Source organism: Pseudomonas sp. TE9122 (assembly GCF_056278925.1).
This window is the reverse complement of the sequence record NZ_JBWBQI010000001.1, coordinates 4,164,589-4,188,889: the sequence shown is the minus strand read 5'-3', so window position 1 is coordinate 4,188,889 and position 24,301 is coordinate 4,164,589. Positions and strand designations below refer to the sequence as shown.

The 24,301-nt window shown below is 58.7% G+C and carries 13 protein-coding genes and 1 pseudogene; 10 read left to right on the top strand and 4 right to left on the bottom strand.

The features are described from left to right. The 3 genes from ACZ9BE_RS18785 to ACZ9BE_RS18775 are packed head-to-tail and all read left to right on the top strand — an operon-like array spanning position 1 to position 2,555. Positions 1 to 1,218: a hypothetical protein gene (locus ACZ9BE_RS18785; RefSeq protein WP_431078189.1), complete on the top strand. Its 1,218-nt coding sequence runs from the start codon at positions 1 to 3 to the stop codon at positions 1,216 to 1,218. Between the two features lie 44 nt (positions 1,219 to 1,262). Continuing rightward, positions 1,263 to 2,006: a molecular chaperone gene (locus tag ACZ9BE_RS18780; protein WP_150638601.1), complete on the top strand. Its 744-nt coding sequence runs from the start codon at positions 1,263 to 1,265 to the stop codon at positions 2,004 to 2,006. 33 nt (positions 2,007 to 2,039) lie between these two features. Then, the gene (locus ACZ9BE_RS18775) at positions 2,040 to 2,555 is read left to right on the top strand and encodes a CS1 type fimbrial major subunit (protein WP_056790095.1); all 516 of its coding nucleotides are present in this window, start codon (positions 2,040 to 2,042) and stop codon (positions 2,553 to 2,555) included. A gap of 91 nt (positions 2,556 to 2,646) precedes the next feature. On the opposite strand, the gene ACZ9BE_RS18770 is transcribed toward ACZ9BE_RS18775, so the two are convergent. From ACZ9BE_RS18770 to ACZ9BE_RS18760, 3 genes are all read right to left on the bottom strand, one after another. After that, positions 2,647 to 7,638, bottom strand: a complete 4,992-nt coding sequence (locus ACZ9BE_RS18770) for a dermonecrotic toxin domain-containing protein (protein WP_476249800.1) — start codon at positions 7,636 to 7,638, stop codon at positions 2,647 to 2,649. 186 nt (positions 7,639 to 7,824) lie between these two features. Then, entirely contained in the window at positions 7,825 to 10,944 is a 3,120-nt protein-coding gene (locus ACZ9BE_RS18765; protein ID WP_476249799.1) for a biosynthetic peptidoglycan transglycosylase, read from the bottom strand. Between the two features lie 2,700 nt (positions 10,945 to 13,644). Continuing rightward, a complete protein-coding gene (locus ACZ9BE_RS18760) occupies positions 13,645 to 14,103 on the bottom strand; it encodes an REP-associated tyrosine transposase (RefSeq protein ID WP_095181732.1) in 459 nt (152 codons plus the stop codon). A gap of 474 nt (positions 14,104 to 14,577) precedes the next feature. On the opposite strand from ACZ9BE_RS18760, the gene ACZ9BE_RS18755 reads away from it, so the two are divergent. The 7 genes from ACZ9BE_RS18755 (at position 14,578) to ACZ9BE_RS18725 (ending at position 22,515) form a co-directional block, all read left to right on the top strand. Next, positions 14,578 to 15,999, top strand: a complete 1,422-nt coding sequence (locus ACZ9BE_RS18755) for an amino acid permease (RefSeq protein WP_095181733.1) — start codon at positions 14,578 to 14,580, stop codon at positions 15,997 to 15,999. A gap of 237 nt (positions 16,000 to 16,236) precedes the next feature. Beyond that, the gene (locus ACZ9BE_RS18750; RefSeq protein ID WP_095181734.1) at positions 16,237 to 16,599 is read left to right on the top strand and encodes a GtrA family protein; all 363 of its coding nucleotides are present in this window, start codon (positions 16,237 to 16,239) and stop codon (positions 16,597 to 16,599) included. A gap of 26 nt (positions 16,600 to 16,625) precedes the next feature. Then, positions 16,626 to 18,065 (top strand): UbiA family prenyltransferase, encoded by a 1,440-nt coding sequence (locus ACZ9BE_RS18745; RefSeq protein ID WP_056790362.1) that lies wholly within the window; start codon positions 16,626 to 16,628, stop codon positions 18,063 to 18,065. Next, entirely contained in the window at positions 18,062 to 19,378 is a 1,317-nt protein-coding gene (locus ACZ9BE_RS18740) for an FAD-binding oxidoreductase (protein WP_476249798.1), read from the top strand. Before ACZ9BE_RS18745 ends, ACZ9BE_RS18740 begins: the two co-directional genes overlap by 4 nt. Beyond that, complete coding sequence (locus tag ACZ9BE_RS18735) at positions 19,375 to 20,115, top strand: SDR family oxidoreductase (protein ID WP_041479891.1); 741 nt, start codon at positions 19,375 to 19,377, stop codon at positions 20,113 to 20,115. Before ACZ9BE_RS18740 ends, ACZ9BE_RS18735 begins: the two co-directional genes overlap by 4 nt. Before the next feature lie 24 nt (positions 20,116 to 20,139). Then, a complete protein-coding gene (locus tag ACZ9BE_RS18730) occupies positions 20,140 to 21,075 on the top strand; it encodes a lysylphosphatidylglycerol synthase transmembrane domain-containing protein (protein WP_476249797.1) in 936 nt (311 codons plus the stop codon). 21 nt (positions 21,076 to 21,096) lie between these two features. After that, on the top strand, positions 21,097 to 22,515 hold the full coding sequence (locus ACZ9BE_RS18725; RefSeq protein ID WP_476249796.1) for a glycosyltransferase family 39 protein: 1,419 nt from the start codon (positions 21,097 to 21,099) through the stop codon (positions 22,513 to 22,515). A gap of 46 nt (positions 22,516 to 22,561) precedes the next feature. Here ACZ9BE_RS18725 and ACZ9BE_RS18720 read toward each other — a convergent pair. Next, positions 22,562 to 24,182: pseudogene (locus tag ACZ9BE_RS18720) on the bottom strand (FMN-binding glutamate synthase family protein). Positions 24,183 to 24,301: the final 119 nt, after the last annotated feature.

Below are 24,301 nucleotides of genomic sequence, written 5' to 3'. Positions count from 1 at the left end.
ATGAAAATCTTCCAGGCAGGCTGCGCGCTGACGCTGGCGTTGGCCATGTCCACCGCCCATGGATTCAATCAGGAAATCCGTGCGACGTTTCAGCCTGACCCGACGCAGCCAGGCAAGAATCTGTTCGTGAACAAAACCCCCAACACCGGCTACTGCGCAAGCTACCCGGCGCAATGCGCCGACCACAACATTTTCAGCATCGAGATGCCTGTACGGTTCGACTCCACACGCTTCATCTCACGCGGTGAACCGATGCTGGTGAAAGCCCCGGCCGACTGGCGACAATTGACAGTTACCAATATGCAAACGCAGGAAACCGAAACCGTCGAAGTGCGCATCATCGGTATCGGCTCCACGTACATTCTGGGCGATTCCGCGACCAGCATCACCGGCGTGTCAGACGTGGCTGAAGCGCATGACAAATTATGGGACTCCAGCGGTTGGGTTTATGTGCCGGAACCCTGCCGTTACAGCGGTGTGGCGTCCTACGGTACGCACAGTTATCGCTTCTTCTGGAAGACCCCGGTGCAAGCTGGCTGCTCCAAAAATGTCGCTTACCGTCTCCCGTCAATAGCTTTCGACAAGATGGATTTTGCTTATGAATTAAGGACTCCCAATCCGTTGGGCATGTCTACCGGGCAATATACCGGCTCGGTTACTTACACCTTGGGAGGCGGCCGCGATTTTGTTCTGGGCGGCCTCTTGCTGCAGCCCGACGACCCCACGCTGACCCTGGATTTCGTCCTCGACGTGCAACACACCCTCAAGGTCGACCTGCCCCCCGGCGGCACTCGGGTCACGCTTGAGCCCGTAGGTGGCTGGGAGCCATGGATCAACAGCGGACGCAAACCCACGCGGATATTTGCCGACCAGGTCTTCTACATTTCGGCCTCTTCGCGTTTCAAGGTCATGTTGTTGTGCAATTCCCAAGGCGGAAATGTCTGCAACCTGGGTAGCCCGAAGGGCGATAGCTCTCGGGTTCAAGTCAGGATGAGTCTGCCGCCGGGCATCATTGGCCCCGGCGGCGGTCAGGTCAACCGGATCCCCCTGGATTTCAATCGCTGGTCAGCGCCTTTTCAGCCTGGAATGTATGTCGAGCGCAAGCCTGGCTATCTGCATTTCGACATGGACTCGAGAGAAATCGATTTCCTGCTCAGGCCGGGCAAGAACGACCGTTTGCGCGGCAACGTCACCATTATCTGGGATTCGGAAGTATGAGCGTCCCGGTCCGCTTTCACTCAACGTTCATGGAGTTCAACACGATGAACCGTGGTCTTTTGCTGGGCCTGCTCAGCGTTTTTTGCCTGACGGCGCAGGCCGGGCCGCAGATCAATGTCGGCACCGTTTACGACTATCTGGAAGCCGACAAGAGCACCTATCTCAAACGGGTTTTCAACAGCGGCGACGCCACCGCATTCGTCAAGATCAATGTGCTCGAAATCGTTTACGACGACGCCGGCACGCCCAAGGAAATTGCTGTCGAGAACGCCGCCGATGGCGCCTCGCGCAACGGCCTGATGGCTAGCCCGGCGCGGCTGATCGTCCCGGCGCAAGGCATGCAGGGCACACGCTTGCTGTACATGGGCGAACGGGATCGAGAACGCTATTTCCGCGTGCGCTTCGTGCCCGTGGTGCCGGAAAAGGAAGACGATTTTGTCGTCACCGGTGAAGAGCGGGAGGATTACAAAAAGTCGTTGTCGGCCGGCGTCAACGTCATGACCGGGTTTGGCACGATCTTCTTTGTCCGCCCAAGAGACGCGCGTTACGCCACGGCGATCAACGAAACCGAGAGTCGCTACGAACTGCGCAACAACGGCAATACCGTGGTGATCGTCGATGAGTTCAAGAGCTGTTCGCTGAGCAAGGAAAGCGATTGCGGGGCGACCACCAAACACCATGTGCTGGCGGGCAAATCCTTTGCCTTCAACAAGGAAAAGGGCCGTGAGTACCGCTTCTTTCTGATCGAAGGCAGCGACAAGAAAACCATGAAAGTCGCCAGCCGCTAGGCCGGTTTTCCATTCACGCATCAGGTAGCCAACATGATCAAGCAATGCACCGCCGCCCTGCTGGCGGTCGCCGCCGCGTTGACCGCGGCAGTGACGTGGGCCGCCCGGGAGGAGCACACCTTCGAAGTGTCGCTGACCATTCCCAGCCGGCCCTTCTACATCATTCCGGCACAACCGGACTGGATTCACCGTCCGCAGGTGCTGGCCTGGCACCATGCCACGGACAGCTTGGGCAATCTGGAAAAATCTTTTGACATGCGGCATGACAGCAGCGCCATCGAGGCGCGTCTGGCCACCGAGCCATTCCTTGATACCGGCACAACGGGTGAAGTGATTGAGCTGCGGGTGACGTTCAATGACGTCGTGCTGAGTTCGCACATCATTCCGCAACAAGTGCTTTCGGAAGAAGAGGCGGCTGTCGGTAAACGTGTGCTGCTGAAAATCGAACCCATCAAACCGCCGGGTGGCTACCGCCCCGGTCATTACAGCGGCAACGTCGTGCTGTTGTTTAGCGCCAGCGCGCCAAACGGCAATGACGCTGATGCCTGAATGTCGTACGCGGTGGGTATCGCAAGCATGACCAGGGTCCGTTGGCAGATTCGGCCAGCCTGAAACGCTCGCCGAATGCCGTGTGATGGTTTCAGAGTCCGGCCCTGTCGAGGGCTTCGCGACTCAAGGCGCGGGATAGCTCGTTGCGCTCGTAGCTGATTTTGTCGGCCAGCTTCCTGTACTCCCGGTCGCTGCTGAACACCTGGCTGTCGAGCTGACGGAATTTTTCTTCGTACAGGCGCAGGTTCTCCTGATAACGGTCAGGATAGGTATTGCGCAGGTAATCCTCCCAGAAAGGATCGGTATAGAGATCGATCATGCCGTTGACCAGGCCATCCCCCTGTTCGCGCTGGATGATTCTCTGGTAGGCAGCGTTGAGCTTTTCCTCGCTTACCCCGGCCCGAGGCTGCACAGGCATGCCCCCCGCTTGCCAGGGCAAATCCAGACGCTCGCCCAGGCCCGCTTCGAACGCCCGATGAATCTGAATTTCGTCCGGGGCCGGCAGGCGCGGATCAATCAGGTGTTGCTGCTGCTGGCGACTGACCTCCATGGCGGCCTCATCGCTGACCCGATCAAGGCGCGCCGCGCTGCGCGCCAGACGCACGAGTCTGTCTTCCAGCTGCGAGGCCGATGCCGTTTCGTTGTAGGCCTTGGATACCAGGACTTTGAGCCCCAGTGAATTGAACAGCTGCTGGCCCAGATCAGCGCAATCCTGTGCAGACACGTTCTGCTCGAAGAGCTTTTTGCGCAGATGTTCGTCGAGCGCCGCCGCGTCGACCATGTCCCAGACCCGTGCGGTCAAATTCCGCCGCCCCGCGTCAGTCCCGTAATCGGCGGATTCGCGTTGCTTGCGGATCACGCTGAAAAAGCCGGCGGAATCAGGCTCGGCCATCAGGTCATGCCAGGACTGCTCGCGGTAGCGGCTGAAGGCTGCCGAAGGGTGGGACGGATCCGCATTGGCGGGCATCAACTTCCAGTAATCAAGCTCATCGGCGGCGGCGGATGAATAACCGGGCACGACGCTCAACCCTACCGACTGGCGATACTCGCCAAGACGCCGCAACTGGTCACTGTCGAATTTGGCAACACTGATCCGTGCGCGAGCCAGCAGGCGCGCCTGATCGCTACCGGGTTCGACCCGGGGCAGGGTGTCCAGCGGATTGTCTCGCATGTCCAGGTAGAACCCCTTCGGGCGCTGCCGTATCTGTCCATCGACTTCAAGCCATCCTGCCGGCCAATCGCGAATGCGCGTATTGACCAGGTTCAGTTCGACCAGTTGCTCCATGCGCCCGATATCCGGCGGCACACGCAGGTTGTTGCCATTGAGATTCAGGCTGTGCAAGCGGGTGAGATTGCTCAGGCGCGTGCTTGAGTCATAGGTCAGTTCAATGCTGTTGTGCGACAGGTCCAGCGTCTGCAACTGATGCATTTTCCCGAGGGCAGCCGGCACCTCCTTGAAACCGCAGCGTTGGGCGCTCAATTGCCGCAGATTCGGGAAACTCGCCAGCAGGCTGTCCGGTGTGGTTGAAAGCGCAATGTTGGTGATGTTCAGTCCGGTAATCCGCTCGAAGTATTGCTGCATCCCGGGACGCCGTCGCAAGTCGCGCCACCATGACTCAAGGTTCGGTAGCGGCAGTTCGGCTGAAAGGTCCAGCGTATAGCCGTGTTCCGGATGGGGATTGCGTGCGCCGGGCCGTTCGTTCTCGCGTTTGAAGCACTTCCTCAACTGCTGCTCGATGTACAAGCCGCCCTCGCGGACGAAATCCGTTGGCAGCGCGATCAGTTCCCCGTTGTCTTCAATGACGGGGGTGTAACTGCTGCGCCAGCTGTCGAGGGCGTTGTCGAGCACTTCGCGTTCGCGCTCAAGGTCGGCGATGGCGCGTTCGCTGTTGCCCTTTTTTTCCAGCGCCGCCAGGAAACCCGCGACCTCTCTGTCGTTGAGTTTCGGGTACAACTGTCTGAGCCGCTGTTCCGGGGTTTTTGCCGCCCAGGGCCAGCCGCGTAGAAGAATCTCCGTCTCGCGGGGGGCGACCGTTCGGATCGGCGGTTGCGCCAGAGCAATACGGCGTTCGGCTGGCGGGGCGCACTGTTCCATGATCCACAGTTTCAAGGCGCGGCCCTGACCGCGCTGATAACCGGTACTCGCCAGCGTTTCGAGCGGTACGGCGCGCAGGATGGCTTCGTGGAAATCGCTACTGTCATGCAGCACCTGACCCTTGGCGTCGCGCACTTCATAACGGCCTTCGCCACGCCTCAGCAGCTGCCTTACAGTACTGGCGTCCTGCGGCCCGACATTGCAGCGCAACGGACCGTGCGGGCTGCCGTCGAACACTTCGATGCGCAGGTCGGCAAAGGTGTCGGTGTGGATTTTCAGCGTATTGAGCGCCAGGCGTTCGGTCTGTTCAGTCATCAGATCGTCCCGGTAAAAACCGTCGTACGCGCGACTGGCCGACGCCTCGAAATCCAGCTCTCGGGCCTGATTCTTCAGGCGTAGCGGCAAGTGCTGTTCGTCGCTGATGCGTTGCCGTTCGGCGACGCGAGCCTGGCTCAGAACCGTCTCGGCCAAGGGCAATGGCAGATCCGGAAACGACTGTCTGATCACGGCAATGTCGGCGTGGCCGTTGCGCTGCCCGGCCTGGTACAGATGGCGGGCGACGGCGCTGCGCTGCTGATTGAGTGCGTCGGCCAGTTGACTGCGCAGGACCTCGACCCGTTGCTCGGCAGTGACCATCGGGCCGAGCAGATGATTGAACTCGTCGTCGCGCAGGAACCCGGCGACCCGCTCGGGCAAGTGTCCGGCGTTGAGATCAGCCTGGCTGATGCGCAACGTGTCGGCTTCGGACGCCAGCGGGTTGCCGTATTTATGCGAGTAGCCGGTCAGGTCCTGACGCGCGAAAACCTCCAGCGCGCGTCGCGGCGGCCAGCCCGGCAGGCTGGTCAGCATCGGCTCCAGCCATACCGCATCGGCATCGATCGGTTTGCCGTTACGCAGGTTCTGCACAGCCTCGATGACATCCTCGTATGCACTGACGCGCCTGACCGTGTCGGCCAGCAGCGGCGGTGGCGGGCTGTTGTCGCTGTGCATGCGACGCAGTTCATCGTGGCTGGTGCCGCTGCTGCGCCGGATGTCCTCCAGTTGCACAGGCGTAAAGCGCTCGACGCTGTGGCCCAGGCGAGGCATCAGCCGGGCGTCGGGCCAGTCGCCTGGCGATTCTGCTTCATGCAGCCAGGCGCCGTGACCGTTGTGTTCGATCCTTGGCTGGTAGGCATTTTCTCGATTCGGATGTTTGATCCGGTGAGTTTTGCTGGTGGCATCGGCGGAGGCTTTTTCCACCACGTAGAGCTTGCCTTCCAGCGGCAGGACGCTGGCGCTGGCATGTTGATGCAGGCCGTGACGATCGGGCTTCGATTGCGCTGCCAGGCTCAGCTCGTCACGTGCATAAGGGCTGAGGTCGCGATGCCACAGGCTTGGTTTGCCGTCGGGCAATTTGACCTGTTGCATGGCATCGACCTGCGGTGAGAGTTTTATCCGCAACGTTTCGCCAATCTGCGCGCCGGCGCCGAACGCCGCCAGTTGAATGACATCGGTCACCACACTGATGACATGTCCGGCAGCTTCCTCCCAGACGCCTTCGGCCAGATCGACGATGCCTTCAATTACATCGCTGGTCAGTTGATAGGCGGTATAGGCCATCATCACCTCGCCCAGACCAGGCACAAAGGGCGTGGCAATCAGCAGGGCGACGTTGAAGATGTCCGAGACGATCCGCTTGAAGTTGTCCCACCATGCCCAGCGTGCGTTGCTATCGGCATCGGCGGTCGAGACAGCGATTTGCCGCGCATCATTGATGACCTTGTTGAGTTTCTGCTGATAGACGTGCCGCCAGTAATCGCCCTGCAACGGCAAGCGCGTGAACTGCAACCTGGGCTTTTCCACCGGGTCCTTGCGCCACACCGGGCGCTGGTCGGTGCTCTGCTCGCGTTCGTGATGGCGGACGACGAACAACCGCTGTTCGAGTTCGGCAAAAAAATGCCCACGTTGCTGCTGATCGACGAACTGGCTGAAGAATTGCCGGTACGTATGCCCGGTCGAGGCGCTCAGGCGGTCCTCGCGCAACTGGCGGGTCAGTTCGTCACGAAACGCCGCCAGCGACTCGTACTCCTTGAGTGGATGATCCGGATCGTGCGGCACGTAGACGATCAGGCGTCGAACCCCACGACTGTCGGGGTGGCCGTGCATCAGCAACAGAATGCCGGTCAGGCGGGTACCGAGCATGGACAGGTCATTGCAGCGAATCGAACGGTTGTTGAGACGCAAGCGCGGGTTTTCCTCTGTGCTGAAGCCGAGCACCATCCTGAAGGTGTCGTACTGGATCTCTGCCTTGAGCAAGGCGATGTGCGCCGCGACGGCGAGGGCGTCTTTGAGGCTGGTGCCGATCTTGTATTGCAGAAGGCTCTCGGCCAGCGCTTCGCCGGGCAGCAAGTAGCCCTGCAAGTGCCTGGCATATTGCCCGCCCAGGTCGAGGTCGCGACACAGTGTCTGGAACTGGCTGATGGGCATTTGGTTTTTGAGCGGCAAGACGTCGAAGTGGCCGCGCGCATCAGGCTGGCTGATGTAGTCCGAGCCTGCGCCGACCGTCTCGTTGGCGGCAAAGTTGTGCAGAGCGGCATCGAGCAGTGAGACCGTACGGGTCGTCGAACCGTCGACCACGTCGATTGCATACCAGGGACTGCTGGCGGGGATATACAGGCGCAGCCAGGTCTTCCTGACGTCCGGCTCGATGCCATGGCATTGCTTGATCCTTGCTTTGAGCAGCGGCTCGGCGAAGGCGTACAGGTCGGTCCTGGCCAGCAGATGATCGACCTTGTTCTGCGAGTCCCAGGCCTTGAGATTGGCGGCGGCGAGTCTGCTCGCATACGTACCGGGTGCGCTGTACCAGGGTTCGCGCTTCAGTGGCGTGGCGGCGAGTGCCAGGCTGCGGCTGAGCGTTGCAGTTTTGAACGGCGCGCTGACAGCCGATTCGATGAACGCGTAATGCCGGCCTTTGTCGGCGGCTTCGGCAGGCTGAGGGGAGTCAGACATGGCCAATCATCCTTGATTGTTTGAGGAATGATCAGCGTACCGGCGGCAGGGCAAAACAAAAGTTCAAAGATCGGGAGCCAAACGTGTGATCGCCTCAGCGATGCGACAAGAATTCGAATCGGAACAATGCACGAATACCACCTTTTGCGCCGATGGCCTTCGGCGCGACGTGCAGACCACGTTCGCTCAGTGCAGCGCCGATGCCACCACGGGCGCCTGTGGCGGTTGGCACTGTGAGTCGCTGCCCGGTTGCAGATACGGCGTGAGAATCGGCGCCATGCCTTTGAGTACCTGCGTGGGCAGAGCCGAGGTGAACTTGAAGTTCTCCGCCGAGCGCCCCGGGACGAACGCGGTGAGGGTGCCGAAATGGTGGTCGCCGATGTAGAACACAAAGGTCGCCGTGCGGTTGATCGACTTCGAACTGATGATCCGCCCGCCAGACCCGATCGCCGCAATGCGGTTATCGCCGGTGCCGGTCTTGCCGCCCATGGCCAGCGGTGTGCCGTCGGGCAGTTTGAAACTGCCGGACAGCCTTCTGGCGGTACCGGCGTCGACCACTTGCGACAGCGCCTCGCGCATGGCCCGGGCCACTTCAACCGGCATCACGCGTTTGCCCACGTGCGGGTCGTTGATCAGCCTGGTTTCATACGGCGTATCGGCAGCAAAGTGCAGGCTGTCGATGCGCAGCGTCGGCATGCGCACGCCGTCATTGAGGATGGTGCCGATCAGCTCGGCGAGCGCGGCGGGACGGTCGCCGGAACTGCCGATGGCGGTGGCCAGTGATGGCACCAGGTGATCGAACGGGTAGCCGAGTTTCTGCCAGCGCTGATGAATGTCGAGGAACGCTTCGATCTCGAGCATGGTGCGAATACGACTGTCTCGCGCACCCTTGTGCCGGCTCTTGAACAGCCAGCTGTAGACTTCCTGGCGCTCGAAATGGCTGGCCTTGACGATCTCGCTGAAGGTCGCTTCCGGGTGATGCAGCAGGTAACCCATCATCCACAGATCCAGCGGATGCACCTTGGCGATGAAGCCTTGGTCAGGCAAATCGTAACTGCCGGGGCCATAGGAATCGTAGAGGCGGATCAGACGGTCGTCGGTGAGTTTTTCGTTGAGCTTGGTGCCCTTGAGTCGCGAGCGCACGAAACGGTTGAAGTCTTCCTGACTGGCCTCCGGCAGCAGATAGCGATGCACCGCCGCCATGCGGATCGGCGTCGGGCGGATGCTGTCGAGGAAGGTTTCCAGGCGCGCCTGGGTGTCCTTGTTCTTGTACTTTTTCCAGAATTTGAGCAGGAACGAGGTGCCTTCGCGGTCGGCGAAACTGGCCAGGTATTCCTGACGGCGCGGATCGCGATCATCCTTGAGCAATTCGCCGTTGGGGCCTGAGTAGGTGGTGTAGCGGACGATGTCGCGCATCAGGCGAATGAACGGCAGGTTGATCGACTCGCGCAGCGAATCGCGCAGGGTCGGCAGGCGACCGTTGTCCTCTTTGCGGAAGTTGTTGAATCTGTGCAGCCCACCGCCGGTAAAAAACGCCTCGCCGGGGCTGGCCGAGTATTTGCGATCCAGCGCGGCGCCGAGCAGCTTCGACAGGTCGTGATCCTTGTTCTGGATCAGGTAGTCGATGACCCAGCGGCTGAGGCGGTCCTGATCGGGCACTTCGACTTTTTTCAATTCTGCCACGCCCATCGCGCCGTATTTGTCGTGCAGCTCGGCGACGATTTGCAGGTACGTGGTCAGCACACGCATTTTCGCCGTCGAGCCGAGTTCAAGCTTGCTGCCTTCGTTGATGTCGAACGGCTGATCGGTGCTGTCGGTCTGCACGCGCACCCGCGAGCCGTCCGGGGTCAGTTCGAAGAGGGTGAAGCTGTAACGCACTTGCGTGGTGCTGGTGGGTGTCAGCAAGCGTTCGCCGAGCAGACCGATTTCTGCTGCGTAGGCCGGGTCGGCAAGTTTTTTCAGATAAGCCGTGGCCTGCGTTTGCAGATCGCCCTGCAGGGTGCTGGTGGCCGACAGGTCGAGGCGATCGAGGTCGTACAGCGGGCGATTGAGCATGCTCGCCAAGCGGCTGCGGGCAACACTGATGCCCTTGTTGGTTTCAATCGGCTGCATCGTTGGCTGGGTCTGCCAGTCGCGATACGACACGGTGCTCGCCAGCGCAGCGTCAGCGAGGGCGCTGTCGATCACGCCGTTCTGCTTGAGCAGGCGCAGGTGGCTGTCGGTGAGGCTGGCCAATTCGTCGCGACCCTTGGTCAGGTAATGCGAAGGGCGGCGCTGGGCGATCATCAGCGAGAGCATTTCACGCAAGGCCAGGCCTTTGGCGGCCATGGTCTGCGGGTCGGTCTTCGGGCTGTTCAGTTGCTCGTTGGCCTTGTTGAAATCACTGCCGTACCAGACCCGCAAACCTTCGGCCATGCCGTGCACTTCACCGTGGCCGGGCACCGCCGAGAGCGGCACGCTGTTGAGGTAGTCGCGCACGATGTTCTGCCGCGAACCGAGGGTCTCTGGGCCATCCTGATAGGCGCGCACGCTGGCGGAAATCATCTGGCGGATCTTCTCCGCGCCCGACACGGTCAGGCCATCGGGTGAGTGGCGATACTTCTCCAGTTGCGTTGCCAGGGTGCTGCCGCCGGCCGATTGCCCGGGCAGGTGCAGCAACTTCGCCACTTGCGACCACGCGGCCATGCCGAAACGCGGCCAGTCCACCGCCGGGTTGGCCAGCGGCTGTTTCGGGTCGAGGAGAAAGCGGTTTTCGATGAACAGCAGGCTGCTGACCACCACCGGCGGAATCGCCGCGAAGTCGGCATACAGTTGCTGCGGATAGTTGTATCGATACAGCGGCGCGCCTCGGCAGTCGGTGATCGACAACCCCGCCTGGATCTTTTCCGAATACGGCACGAACAGGCCTTTGTCGGTGTAACCGAGCAGGGCGGGGGAGAAGCGCGTCTGCTCGGTGATCACGTAATTGCGCTTGAGCAGGCGCGGGAGGAATTCGTCCAGAGAGCTGTAACCCAGGCGCAGATCGAAAGGGCCGTTGCCCGGATAACGAATCGCTTCGCTGGGACCGGGTTCCAGTTTGTAGGTCAGCGAAGCGGCGTACTGGCTCAGCTCCCGCGCCTGAAAGCGCGAAGTGCGCATTTCCTTGGACGCGGCGAGTCCCACCACCACCGCAATGATCAAAAACAGCAACCAGAAAGCCTTCCACCCGTGCCGCTGACGACGGGGTTTTTCAGGGACAGGCGCTTCATTCACACGTTCAGTCTGAACCACGGTTTTACTCGAATCGGTTTGCCACAAAGCGCCCATAGTCGACTGATCCATTCACGCAGATTGATCGGACTTGTCTGAAGCTTAGACGGTGGTTGGAGCCGGTGAAGAAAATGTGCAGAGCGGAGGAGACGGCTTGTCTGAATAACTGGAACACACACTGTGGCGAGGGGATTTATCCCCGCTGGGCCGCGAAGCAGCCCCAAAACCTGCCAGCACGGTTCCTACAGGCACACCGAGTCTGAGGAAGTTGCGCCTGCTACGCAGCCGAGCGGGGATAAATCCCCTCGCCACAAAAAGGCTGTTCACATGCCGGGATGTTGTCAGTGTGAGGGATTCAGGCGGCTAGCCGATTTATCAGTCATGCGGGGACTCCCTGTGGCGAGGGGATTTATCCCCGCTGGGCCGCGAAGCAGCCCCAAAACCTGCCAGCACGGTTTCTACAGGCACACCGAGTCTGAGGAAGTTGCGACTGCTGCGCAGCCGAGCGGGGATAAATCCCCTCGCCACAAAGAGGCTGTTCACATGCCGGGATGTTGTCAGTGTGAGGAATTCAGGCGGCTAGCCGATTTATCAGCCATGCAGGAACTCCCTGTGGCGAGGGGATTCATCCCCGCTGGGCTGCAAAGCAGCCCCAAAACCTGCCACCACAGTTTCTACAGGCACACCGAGTCTGAGCAAGTTGCGCCTGCTGCGCAGCCGAGCGGGGATAAATCCCCTCGCCACAAAGAGGCTGTTCACATGCCGGGATGTTGTCAGTGTGAGGAATTCAGGCGGCTAGCCGATTTATCAGCCATGCAGGAACTCCCTGTGGCGAGGGGATTTATCCCCGCTGGGCTGCAAAGCAGCCCCAAAACCTGCCGCCACGGTTTCTACAGGCACACCGCATGTGAGCAAGTTGCGCCTGCTACGCAGCCGAGCGGGGATAAATCCCCTCGCCACAAGGATGCTGTTCACATCCCCATGATGTGTCTGTGCGAGCGATGGACTCCCTGTGGCTAGCAGATTTGTCAGTCTTGCAGGGACTCCCTGTGGCGAGGGGATTCATCCCCGCTGGGCTGCAAAACAGCCCCAAAACCTGCCCGCACGCTTTCTACAGGCACAGCGCATGTGAGCAAGTTGCGACTGCTGCGCAGCCGAGCGGGGATAAATCCCCTCGCCACAAGGATGCTGTTCACATCCCCATGATGTGTCTGTGCGAGCGATGGACTCCCTGTGGCTAGCCGATTTATCAGTCTTGCAGGGACTCCCTGTGGCGAGGGGATTCATCCCCGCTGGGCTGCAAAGCAGCCCCAAAACCTGCCACCACAGTTTCTACAGGCCCACCGCATGTGAGCAAATTGCGCCTGCTACGCAGCCGAGCGGGGATAAATCCCCTCGCCACAAGGATGCTGCTCACATCCTCATGATGTGTCTGTGTGGGCATGGATTCAGTTGGCTAGCCGATTTATCAGTCATGCAGGGACTCCCTGTGGCGAGGGGATTTATCCCCGTTGGGCTGCGAAGCAACCCCAAAACCTGCCAGCACGGTTTCTACAGGCACACCGAGTCTGAGCAAGTTGCGCCTGCTACGCAGCCGAGCGGGGATAAATCCCCTCGCCACAAGGATGCTGTTCACATCCTCATGATGTGTCTGTGTGGGCATGGATTCAGTTGGCTAGCCGATTTATCAGTCATGCGGGGACTCCCTGTGGCGAGGGGATTTATCCCCGCTGGGCTGCGAAGCAACCCCAAAACCTGCCAGCACGGTTTCTACAGGCGCACCGCATGTGAGCAAGTTGCGCCTGCTACGCAGCCGAGCGGGGATAAATCCCCTCGCCACAAGGATGCTGTTCACATCCTCATGATGTGTCTGTGCGAGCAATGGATTCCCTGTGGCTAGCAGATTTATCAGTCATGCGAGGACTCCCTGTGGCGAGGGGATTTATCCCCGCTGGGCTGCAAAGCAGCCCCAAAACCTGCCAGCACGGTTTCTACAGGCCCACCGCATGTGAGCAAATTGCGCCTGCTGCGCAGCCGAGCGGGGATAAATCCCCTCGCCACAAAAAGGCTGCTCACATCCCCATGATGTGTCTGTGCGAGCGATGGACTCCCTGTGGCTAGCAGATCTATCAGTCTTGCAGGGACTCCCTGTGGCAAGGGGATTTATCCCCGTTGGGCTGCAAAGCAACCCCAAAACCTGCCAGCACGGTTTCTACAGGCGTACCGCATGTGAGCAAGTTGCGACTGCTACGCAGCCGAGCGGGGATGAATCCCCTCGCCACAAGGATGCTGTTCACATCCTCATGATGTGTCTGTGCGAGTGATGGACTCCCTGTGGCTAGCCGATTTATCAGTCATGCGGGGACTCCCTGTGGCGAGGGGATTTATCCCCGCTGGGCTGCAAAGCAGCCCCAAAACCTGCCAGCACGGTTTCTACAGGCACACCGCATGTGAGCAAGTTGCGCCTGCTACGCAGCCGAGCGGGGATAAATCCCCTCGCCACAAGGATGCTGTTCACATCCTCATGATGTGTCTGTGCGAGCAATGGATTCCCTGTGGCTAGCAGATTTATCAGTCATGCGAGGACTCCCTGTGGCGAGGGGATTTATCCCCGCTGGGCTGCAAAGCAGCCCCAAAACCTGCCAGCACGGTTTCTACAGGCGCACCGCATGTGAGCAAGTTGCGACTGCTGCGCAGCCGAGCGGGGATAAATCCCCTCGCCACAATAGATGCACTTATTCCAGAGAGCTGTTGCGCTCAGAGCCAGCAGGTATCCCAAAGCGGGTAATCACCGAGGTTATCGACCAGCCCGGCTCGCAAGGGATTATTGATGATATAGCGGGCGATGGGCTCCAGGTCCTCGCCGTCACGGATCGCTCGGTCATGGTAGCCGGTTTGCCACAGCGGTCCGTGACGTCCGGTGTTTCTGTTAACCGCATGCGTACAGCGAGCCTTTACACCGCCAATGACTTCACCAAGTGAGCCGCGTTGCAATTGCATCAGCCAATGAAAGTGGTCAGGCATGACAACCCAGGCGATGGACTGCGCGACTCCTTGCTCATGAGCCCGGCGCAGTTCTGCAACCAGTAATCGGCCTGTCCGCCAATCTGCAAATACAGGCTGGCGTTCGTGGATGACAGAGGTGATGAAGTAGGCACGACCGTTTTCCGAGAAACGACCTTGGCGCAAACGGTGGGAATTGGGACGAACTGGCATGTGAGCTTCCTTGCATATGCTCCTGACTTTTTCAAAGGTTAGTGGTTGGCCGCCCCGGTCGGCGCTGCAACTGTTGAGCGAAATTTCTGAATCCGCCGGGCGATTTATCCGTGATCAAGCGCGAGGGGAGACATCGCGCGGTGAATCAAATGCACCGGGGCTGGAACATGACGCTGCACCAAGGCTGTGCAATACTTCGCGGCTTTTTCAGTGGCGACTTTTCCTACGTAATGCAGGTAATGCCTCTCCGCAGAACCCACTATTGCCGAGAGTTGTCGCTGAATGTTGTGACTTTTAGAGTGAAAAATCCTGCCCTGAGCTTTTTATACTGCACGCCCCGCTGATCTTTCAGGCCTGCCCTGCAAGACGCGTCTGCCCACGAAGCCGACGCGGTTTCCTGCCCAGCCAAGGCCTATCGGCCGATGCTTCGAAACCCGGTGGTCATATCCAATAACAAGACGAGGTTGTACCCCTATGCCAGTTGGCAATCCTCTGCCGCACGGCGACACCGCTTCGGGCGGTCCGCTCAAACGTGAACTCGGCGAACGGCATATCCGCCTGATGGCGCTCGGTGCCTGTATCGGCGTCGGTCTGTTTCTCGGTTCGGCCAAAGCCATCCAGATGGCCGGGCCGGCGATCATGCTCTCTTACATCCTTGGCGGTCTGGCGATCCTGGTGATCATGCGCGCCCTCGGTGAAATGGCCGTGCATAACCCGGTGGCCGGTTCGTTCAGCCGCTACGCGCAGGATTATCTCGGTCCGCTGGCCGGCTTTCTCACCGGCTGGAACTACTGGTTTCTGTGGCTGGTGACCTGCGTCGCGGAAATCACCGCCGTGGCCGTGTACATGGGCATCTGGTTCCCCGATGTGCCGCGCTGGATCTGGGCCTTGGCAGCGCTGATCAGCATGGGCTCGATCAACCTGATCGCAGTCAAAGCCTTCGGCGAATTCGAATTCTGGTTCGCCCTGATCAAGATCGTCACCATCATCGCCATGGTCATTGGCGGCGTCGGCATCATCGCCTTCGGTTTCGGTAACGATGGCGTGGCGCTGGGCATTTCCAACCTGTGGGCGCACGGCGGTTTCATGCCCAACGGCGTGACCGGTGTGCTGATGTCACTGCAAATGGTCATGTTCGCCTACCTCGGCGTCGAGATGATCGGCCTCACCGCCGGCGAAGCGAAAAACCCACAGAAGACCATTCCCGATGCGATCGGCTCGGTGTTCTGGCGGATCCTGCTGTTCTACGTCGGCGCGCTGTTTGTCATCCTGTCGATCTACCCGTGGAATGAAATCGGCACCCAGGGCAGCCCGTTCGTGATGACCTTCGAGCGTCTGGGCATCAAGACCGCCGCCGGCATCATCAATTTCGTGGTGATTACTGCGGCGCTGTCGTCGTGCAACGGCGGCATCTTCAGCACCGGGCGCATGCTCTACAGCCTGGCGCAGAACGGTCAGGCCCCGGCGGGCTTCGCCAAGACCTCGAACAACGGTGTGCCACGCCGGGCACTGCTGCTGTCGATCGCGGTGTTGCTGCTGGGCGTAATGCTCAACTATCTGGTACCGGAAAAAGTCTTCGTCTGGGTCACCTCGATCGCCACCTTCGGTGCGATCTGGACCTGGGTGATGATCCTCCTCGCCCAGCTGAAATTCCGCAAAGGCCTGAGCGCCAGCGAACGTGCCGGGCTCAAGTACAAGATGTGGCTGTACCCGGTCAGCTCGTACTTCGCGCTGGCGTTTCTGGTACTGGTGGTCGGCCTGATGGCGTACTTCCCGGACACCCGCGTGGCGCTGTATGTGGGACCGGCGTTTCTTGTGCTGCTGACGGTGTTGTTTTACGTGTTCAAGTTGCAGCCGACGCAAGTGACGCAAGGTTCGGTGCGTTCGGTTTCTTGAACCTTAAGTGCGTAAACAACGAAGCCCTGATCGAGAGATCGGGGCTTTTGGGTTTTATGGGCAAGGCGATTAACGGTCAACGCCTTAAAATCGCACGGGAAGAGCTATTGACACGTGAGTACGACAAGATGACCGCTGGTCGGATAAAGCCCTCGACCTGTAATTTCTGACAGTAGACCGTCTTCAAGCTCTGGCCTAGTTTGGAGGTCCGTCCTCTGGCAGCGGCTGGCCCTCACCATGAAAGGATTCTCTGCAACCACCGCCATCGGAGTGGCCGATGCGCTCATCCATTGGCAGATATTTTTCGTGCTCTGTCAGGCGGCCGCCCTGAGTCAGGCGGCCAGCAACTTTGCGGCGTTCTGCGTAGCTGCTGCGCTCTCTTTCTATCTGAACATGCTTTATATCTTTGAAAGGGAAACGCCGGTATTTCCCTATCTGATGTTCATCGGCCTGATGGGCGGCGTGAGTTTTGGCGTGGGTGTCATTGGGGATGTCTGGCGCTTGTCGGGGCTTGTGACGGTCGCTTCGTTTTCGCTGGTGAATATTGTTTTAGGGTACTGCGTTTTCCGCTTTGTCCTTTTTCCAGGGCGACGGGCATGAACGTCTCTCCGCCTGACGTACTGCCGATGTCAGCGTCCTGCGCTGCTTCAATGCCCTTCGTAGTTGATCTGGACGGTACCCTCGTCAAATCTGATCTGCTGTTCGAATGCGTGATGTCCTTTGTCCGCAGCAAACCATTGCACTGCCTGAAACTCTTTCCCTGGCTCTGGCACGGCAAGGCGTATCTGAAAGATCGACTGGCAATGACATCGGACGTCGATCTCGCGACTTTGCCCTATGATCCCGACGTACTCCGGATGATCGAGGAACAGCGCAACGCCGGTCGGAAAATTGTTCTCGCCACAGCCAGTCATTACACATTGGCAGTGCGGATCGCCGAGCATCTGCAGGTGTTTGATGACGTTCTGGGTTCAACCCTCGAGCAGAACCTTTCGGGAACGAACAAACGTGATGCGCTGGTGGCGTTATATGGGGAGAAAAGTTTCGATTACATCGGCAATTCGCTGGACGATCTGCCGATCTGGCGGTCGGCCAGGCAAGCTTATATCGTCAATCCGCTAGCGGGCGTCCAACGTGCCGCCCGGCATCTGGATAACGTAGCCCAGGTGGTTCACTCTCGCGTTACGTATTTCAGAAGTTTGTACAAAGCCTTGCGCATTCATCAATGGATGAAGAATGTGCTGATTTTCGTTCCCCTGCTTGCAGCGCATCAAGTGGCCAACCCGCTTTTATTGGGGCGCGGCTTGCTGGCCTTCATGCTTTTCGGCTTGTGTGCATCCAGCGTCTATCTTCTGAACGACTTGCTCGACCTGAACGATGATCGCAGGCACCCGAGCAAACGCAATCGACCCTTCGCCAATGGTTCGTTATCCATCCAGTCCGGTCTGCTGATTTTCCCCCTGCTGTTGTCAGTGTCGTTCATCGGCGCGTGGTTGTGGCTGCCTCACCCATTCATTGCCGTGCTGGCCTGCTATTACGGCCTGACGCTGGTGTATTCGCTGGTGCTCAAGAGGTTGATGGCGCTGGATGTCATCGCTTTGGCGCTGCTTTACACCTTGCGCATCATTGCCGGTGGCGCCGCTTTCGGGCTCGACCTGACGGGGTGGATGCTGGCTTTTTCCATGTTCATGTTTTTGAGCCTCGCGCTGGTCAAGCGCTATGCCGAGCTGTTGCTGGCGCTGCACGGCGGCATCACCGGTAAGACCGGCGGCCGCGACTACTTTCCTGCGGACCTGGCAATGCTCTCCTCTTTGGGGGCCGCATCCGGTTATCTCGCTGTCCTGGTGCTGGCGCTTTACATCCATGACAGCGCAACTACCGAGTTGTATGCATATCCCCGATGGCTCTGGTTTGCCTGCCCATTGATGCTGTTCTGGATCACTCGTATCTGGCTGCTGACGCATCGCGGCCGCATGAATGAGGATCCGGTGGTTTTCGCACTGCGTGATCGCTTGAGTCTGGTGATGGGAACAGTGTTCTGTCTGATTTTCTGGGTGGCGGCATGACGGCCTCGCTGGCTTCCTGGGGAAACTATCCCCATGCCCCGCAGAGCGGTCGTCCCTGTCACTGGCAAGCGGATATCGGACCGCAGTGGCAGCAGTTGATCGAATCACACGGGACAACTTTGCCGTTTGGCAATGGCCGCAGCTATGGCGATAGCTGCATGGCCGCAAGCGATCACGTGCTGCAATTACGTCCCCTGAAGCGCTTCATTGAAGGCGACTGGGAAAAGGGTGAGATCTGCGCTGAAGCCGGCGTGACACTGGGCGAGATTTTACAACTCGCCATTCCCCGTGGCTGGTTTTTGCCCGTCACACCCGGTACGCGGCATGTAACGCTGGGTGGGGCGGTGGCCAATGACGTCCACGGGAAAAATCACCATCGCTGCGGCACGTTTGCCCATTCGCTGGTGTGTTTCGGGCTGCACCGTTCCATGCAATCGCCGATGGTGTGCTCGGCGACGCTAAACCCACAGTGGTTTGCCGCCACCATCGGCGGGCTCGGCCTGACGGGCGTGATTACCTGGGTGCGCATTCGTCTGCGCAAAATCCAGTCCAGCCTGATCGACAGCACACGGGTGCGTTTTGACTGTCTGGATGACTTTTTTGCCCTGTCGGCCGACATGGATGCGCGGCATGAATACAGCGTCGCGTGGATCGATTGCCTGGCCAAGGGCAATGCGCTAGGGCGCGGATGCTACACGGCTGGGGATCATTGCGAGGCGGGGCCCCTTGAGGTCGCTGCACCACGTTCTCTGTCTGTCCCGATCCGCCCTCCGGTATCGCTAATCAATTCGCTCACCTTGAAACTGTTCAACTATCACTACTGGAAACGGCAGCCAACGAACGGACAACATCAAAAGGTTGCCTACAGCTCGTTCTTCTATCCGTTGGACCGTATCGAAAACTGGAATCGCATCTACGGACGCAGAGGTTTCCAGCAATTTCAGTGCGTATTGCCGGCCTCGGTTGCAGCCGTGGCACTGGCCGAATTACTCAAGTCGATTGCGCGTAGCGGCAGTGGCTCCTTCCTCGCGGTGCTCAAGCGTTGTGGCGACATTCCTTCGCCGGGATGGCTTTCCTTTCCTATGCCCGGTACTTCATTGGCGCTGGACTTTCCACAGAACGATGAACTGACGAGAAAACTTCTGTCGCGTCTCGATGCCATCGTCCGTGAAGCCGGGGGGCGCTTGTATCCGGCCAAGGACGCTCACATGAGCGGCAGCGATTTTCGCCAGGCCTATCCCGCTTGGGAGCAGTTGGAAGCGATGCGCGATCCGACCCTGATGTCCCGTTTCTGGCAGCGAGTCACTCGATGAAAAAAATACTGATTGTGGGCGCCACCTCGGCGATTGCCTGCGCTTGCGCACGATTGTGGGCGGCTGATCGCAGCGAATTGTTCCTGGTCGGCAGGGATGCGCAAAAACTCCAGCAAACCAGCGTCGATCTTCAGGTTCGAGGTGCCAGAGCCGTGACCACGTACGTCATGGACGCCAGTGATATCGCGGCACATCCGGTCATGTACGAGAAATGCCTGGCGACGTTGCAGACGGTGGATATCTGTCTGATTGCCTATGGCTCGCTGCCAGATCAGTACGCGTGCGAACAACACGTTGAACAGGCCATGGAGCAGTTCGCCAATAACGGCAGTTCAATGATCGCGCTGTTGACGCTGTTGGCAAATCGCATGGTTGTCCAGCAGCACGGCACGCTGGCGGTCATTTCCTCGGTTGCCGGGGATCGAGGACGACCTTCCAATTACCTGTACGGCGCGGCAAAGGCGGCCGTTTCCACGTTCTGCGAAGGCTTGCGGGTACGCTTGTTCAAAGCGGGTGTGCATGTGATCACGATAAAGCCTGGGTTAGTCGACACGCCCATGACGCGAGGGTTGGCGCTGCCCTCCGTGCTTGTAGCGCAACCGGATACGGTTGCCCGGCGAATAGTCAGAGGGATCAATCGACAGGTGGCGGTGCTGTATGTGCCCGGCTTTTGGGCGGTGATCATGTGGCTGATTCGGGTGATGCCGCAGCCGCTGTTCAAGAGGCTGAACCTGTGAATCAGACACTGAGGTTATCCGGGTGTGCGTTACCGCGTTTTGATTGGCTCGGTGATTTGCTCCGCCCTCGCTTATCTCGCTGTTTCCCTGTGGGGTGGGTGGTCGGCGGTGAGCGCGGCGGTCAGTCGAGTGGGTTGGTGGCAGTGCGGGCAAATCGTCTGCGTGGTTTTGCTTGGATACGGTCTGCGTTTTTTGCGTTGGCAGGGTTATCTGTCTGCCTTGGGTCACCGGTTGCCTTGGCGGCCGAGCTTGAACATCTACCTGGCCGGATTCGCCCTGACGACGACTCCCGGCAAGGCCGGGGAGGCGTTGCGCGGTGTTTTGCTCAAACGTTTGGAGGTGCCTTACGCACAGAGCTTTGCCGCGCTGTTCAGTGAGCGGCTTGCGGACCTGCTGGCGATGACGGGCCTGGCGTTGTTCGGCTTGAGCGCGCATCCGGAATGGTTGTCGATGATCATTGCCAGTTTCGTCCTCTTGGTATGCGGTACATCGATGATGTTTTCGCCAAGCCTTGTCAGCGCGATTTATCGTCGCACTGAGCAACGGCACGACAGATTCTCGCGGTTGCTGGGGCATGCCGTTCAGGTATTGCGTCAGTCGCGCCGCTGTCATTCCCCTCGTCGCTTCATGGGCGCAACGCTATTGAGCCTGCTGGCCTGGGGGCTTGAAGCATTGGCGTTTTACTGGATTTTGCAGGCGATGGGCGCGGACGTGGGCCTAACGTTGGCGATCTTTATTTATGCGGTGGCCATGTTGGCGGGGGCTCTGAGTTTCATGCCGGGCGGTTTGGGCAGTGCCGAAGCAGCGATGCTAGCGCTGCTGGTTTCAGGCGGAGTCGGGTTGGCAGATGCGATCGCGGCGACGGTTTTGTTACGGCTGGTAACGTTGTGGTTGGCGGTCGGGGTGGGAATGCTTGCACTTTTATGGAAGAGGTCGGTAGCCGGTTTTGATCATGGCTGAGTAACTACTGAGGAGATGACAATGGACACTGCGTCGCGAAAGTACAAATTGGCAATGTACCTGTGTCTGATTGGCGCAATTGGATTTGGCCTGTATGTAAGGTTGCGCAACATCGATGCTACTGGCCTGTGGCTGGATGAGGCCTTCAGTGTATCGGTAAGCGATCCGCAAAATGGATTCTTTGACGTGTATCGAACTACATTGAGTGACGTTCATCCTCCCTTTTATCAGATTTTACTGTGGACTTATTATCAGGCTGTCGGGTTTGGCGAACACACAGGGCGGTATCTCTCTGCGGTAATCGGCGTGCTGTTGATTCCCTCTGTATTCCTCCTCGGGCGCAAATTGTTTGATGAACAAGTAGGGCTCATCGTTGCGTGGTTGGCAGCGGTCAATAGTTTCTTGGTTCAGTATTCGCAAGAGACTCGCTCTTATGCGCTTCTGTCGTTGCTTACCGTTTTGTCTTTTGTGATCTTCTTGCGCTGCTTAAGTCGAGGCAGAGGGCAGGATTTTTTTTGCTATTGGCTGACTTCCGCCGCGCTGATAAATACTCATTACTTCGGTTATCTGCCGGTCTTTGCTCAAGTGCTTGTGTTGCTTCACATGATCTTGCGCAGCGAGGTCCACAGCCAAGTTATATACAGGTTCATTTGCGCCGGATTTTTTGCCGCATTAACCGTAATTCCTGGTTTATCGTACGCTGAGAGTAGCTTTTCACGGGATTTCTGGATTCAACCACCCGAAACTGTTTTTTTCTTCAAGGTTTTCCTGTTGTATTTCGGAGATACGTTTCTGGCCGCTTTGCTCGCTGTAATTTTAATTTCAGGGCTGGCGTCGATGGCTCAAAATCCTGAAAGCGCAATTGCTTGCAGGCTGATTGTGTTCTGGGGGGTAGTAGGAATTGTGGTGCCCTATGTCTGTTCTGTTTACTTACGCCCGGTGACAACTCAACGCAATTTTATTTTTCTTCTGCCCGCCGTATTGCTGGTGGCTGCGTACGCAGTTGGCAATATAAGAGATGTGCCAGTAAAAGTGTTAATGCTGGTGGTATTGATGACATTTTCTGCTACGCCTTTATTCAGGGATATCAGTTATCTGAGGGATCCTGAAAATCCGTACTCACGCGAGACGCACATGAGAGATATCGTCATCTCTGTAATGAATAAGTCAAGCGTGTTGCCAATCTATTCGCTTGATGCGATTCAGTTTGGTGTCTATTTCAAGTTGCTGGGATCTCCGCGGCTTGTTAGTAATTTAGAGAAGCTGAAAACTGATTTGTCGTTGCCCAGTCACCCGAAAGAATTTTATGTTCTGGAGACGAACTATGGTCCTGGTTTTGCTCAGGGAATCAAAAATCTAGAAAGGTACGAAGCAAAAATTATCGATAAGGAAGAAATAGGTCATGTGCGATTATTCAAGATCCGTACATTTGAACCATGATCGGTAGCGGTGGGCATTCCGAATGGAAATGCACACCTTTGAGCAGTTACGCAGCGACGACCTCGCTCGGCTCAAAACTGTCCGCCCGCGCCATCTGCCACATCCGCGAATAGAACTCGCCATTCACTTCGCCGGTAAGCAATTCCCCCGGTTTCAGAAATACATGCAACTGCGAGAACAGTTTGATCTCGGTCGCCGACATGCGTCGTACCAGATGCTTGGCCGACAGTTGCGACGGATGCTCAAGCCCGGCCGCCGCGAGCATTTCCGCCAGTGCTTTGAGCGTGCTGCGATGGAAGTTGTAGACGCGCTGGGCTTTGTCCGGTACCACCAGAGCGCGTTGGCGCAAGGCGTCCTGGGTGGCAACGCCGGTCGGGCATTTGTTGGTGTGGCACGACTGCGACTGGATGCAGCCGATGGCGAACATGAAGCCGCGCGCGGAGTTGGCCCAGTCAGCGCCGATGGCCAACACGCTGGCGATGTCGAAGGCGCTGACGATCTTGCCGCTCGCACCGAGTTTGATCTTGTCGCGCAGGTTGAGGCCGACCAGCGTGTTGTGCACGAACAGCAGGCCTTCGCGCATCGGCACGCCGATGTGGTCGGTGAATTCGACAGGGGCTGCGCCAGTGCCGCCTTCCTTGCCATCGACGACGATGAAGTCCGGAAGAATGCCGGTTTCCAGCATGGCCTTGGCAATGCCCATGAATTCCCACGGATGGCCGAGGCAGAATTTGAAGCCCACCGGTTTGCCACCGGACAATTCGCGCAGTTGCTGGATGAACTGCATCATCTCGATCGGCGTTGAAAACGCACTGTGGCGCGACGGCGAGACGCAGTCCTCGCCCATCAGGATGCCGCGTGTTTCCGCAATCTCCCTGGTGACCTTATGCTTGGGCAAGATCCCGCCATGGCCGGGTTTGGCGCCCTGGCTCATCTTGATTTCGATCATGCGCACTTGCGGATTCTGCGCCTGCACGGCGAAGCGCTCAGGGTCGAAACGGCCGTCGCTGGTGCGGCAGCCGAAGTAGCCGCTGCCCAGTTCCCAAGTCAGATCACCACCGTGTTCGCGGTGATACGGGCTGATGCTGCCTTCGCCTGTGTCGTGGGCGAAGTTGCCGAGTTTGGCCGCCCTGGTTCAAGGCGCGGATGGCGTTGGCACTGAGCGAGCCGAAGCTCATTGCCGAGATATTAAAGATCGATGCCGAGTACGGCTGCGTGCACTGCGGACCGCCGACAATGACGCGGAAACCGTTCGGGTCACTCAACGGCGCCGGGCGCATCGAATGGCCGATGAATTCGAAGCCGGACTGGTAGACGTCGATCAGCGTGCCGAACGGTTTGTCGGCAGTTTCGTTTTTCGCTCGCGAGTACACCAGCGAACGCTGCGCGCGGGAGAAGGGCAGGGCATCGCTGTCGGACTCGAGCAGGTACTGGCGAATCTCCGGGCGGATGCCTTCGACCAGATAACGGATGTTGCCCAGAATCGGATAATTGCGGCGCACTGCATGGCGCGTCTGCAACAGGTCGAACACGCCGAGCAGGCTCAGCACAGCGGTGGCGGCGGTGATCGGCCACAGCCAGTCATGTTCGAGAAAGGGCAGGCTGGCGAGGGTGAAAATCACGCAGACGGCAAAGAAGGCGTAGCGGCTCAGCAGCGACAGGCTCATACGGTTTCCTTGGTTCGGATTGTTTGTGGCTGGCAGGCATATTGCGCCAACGACGGAACCGTGAACAGGCAGACGTCCCTCTCCTCGCTTACATCGGAGCCGTCTCGCTTACGATGCCA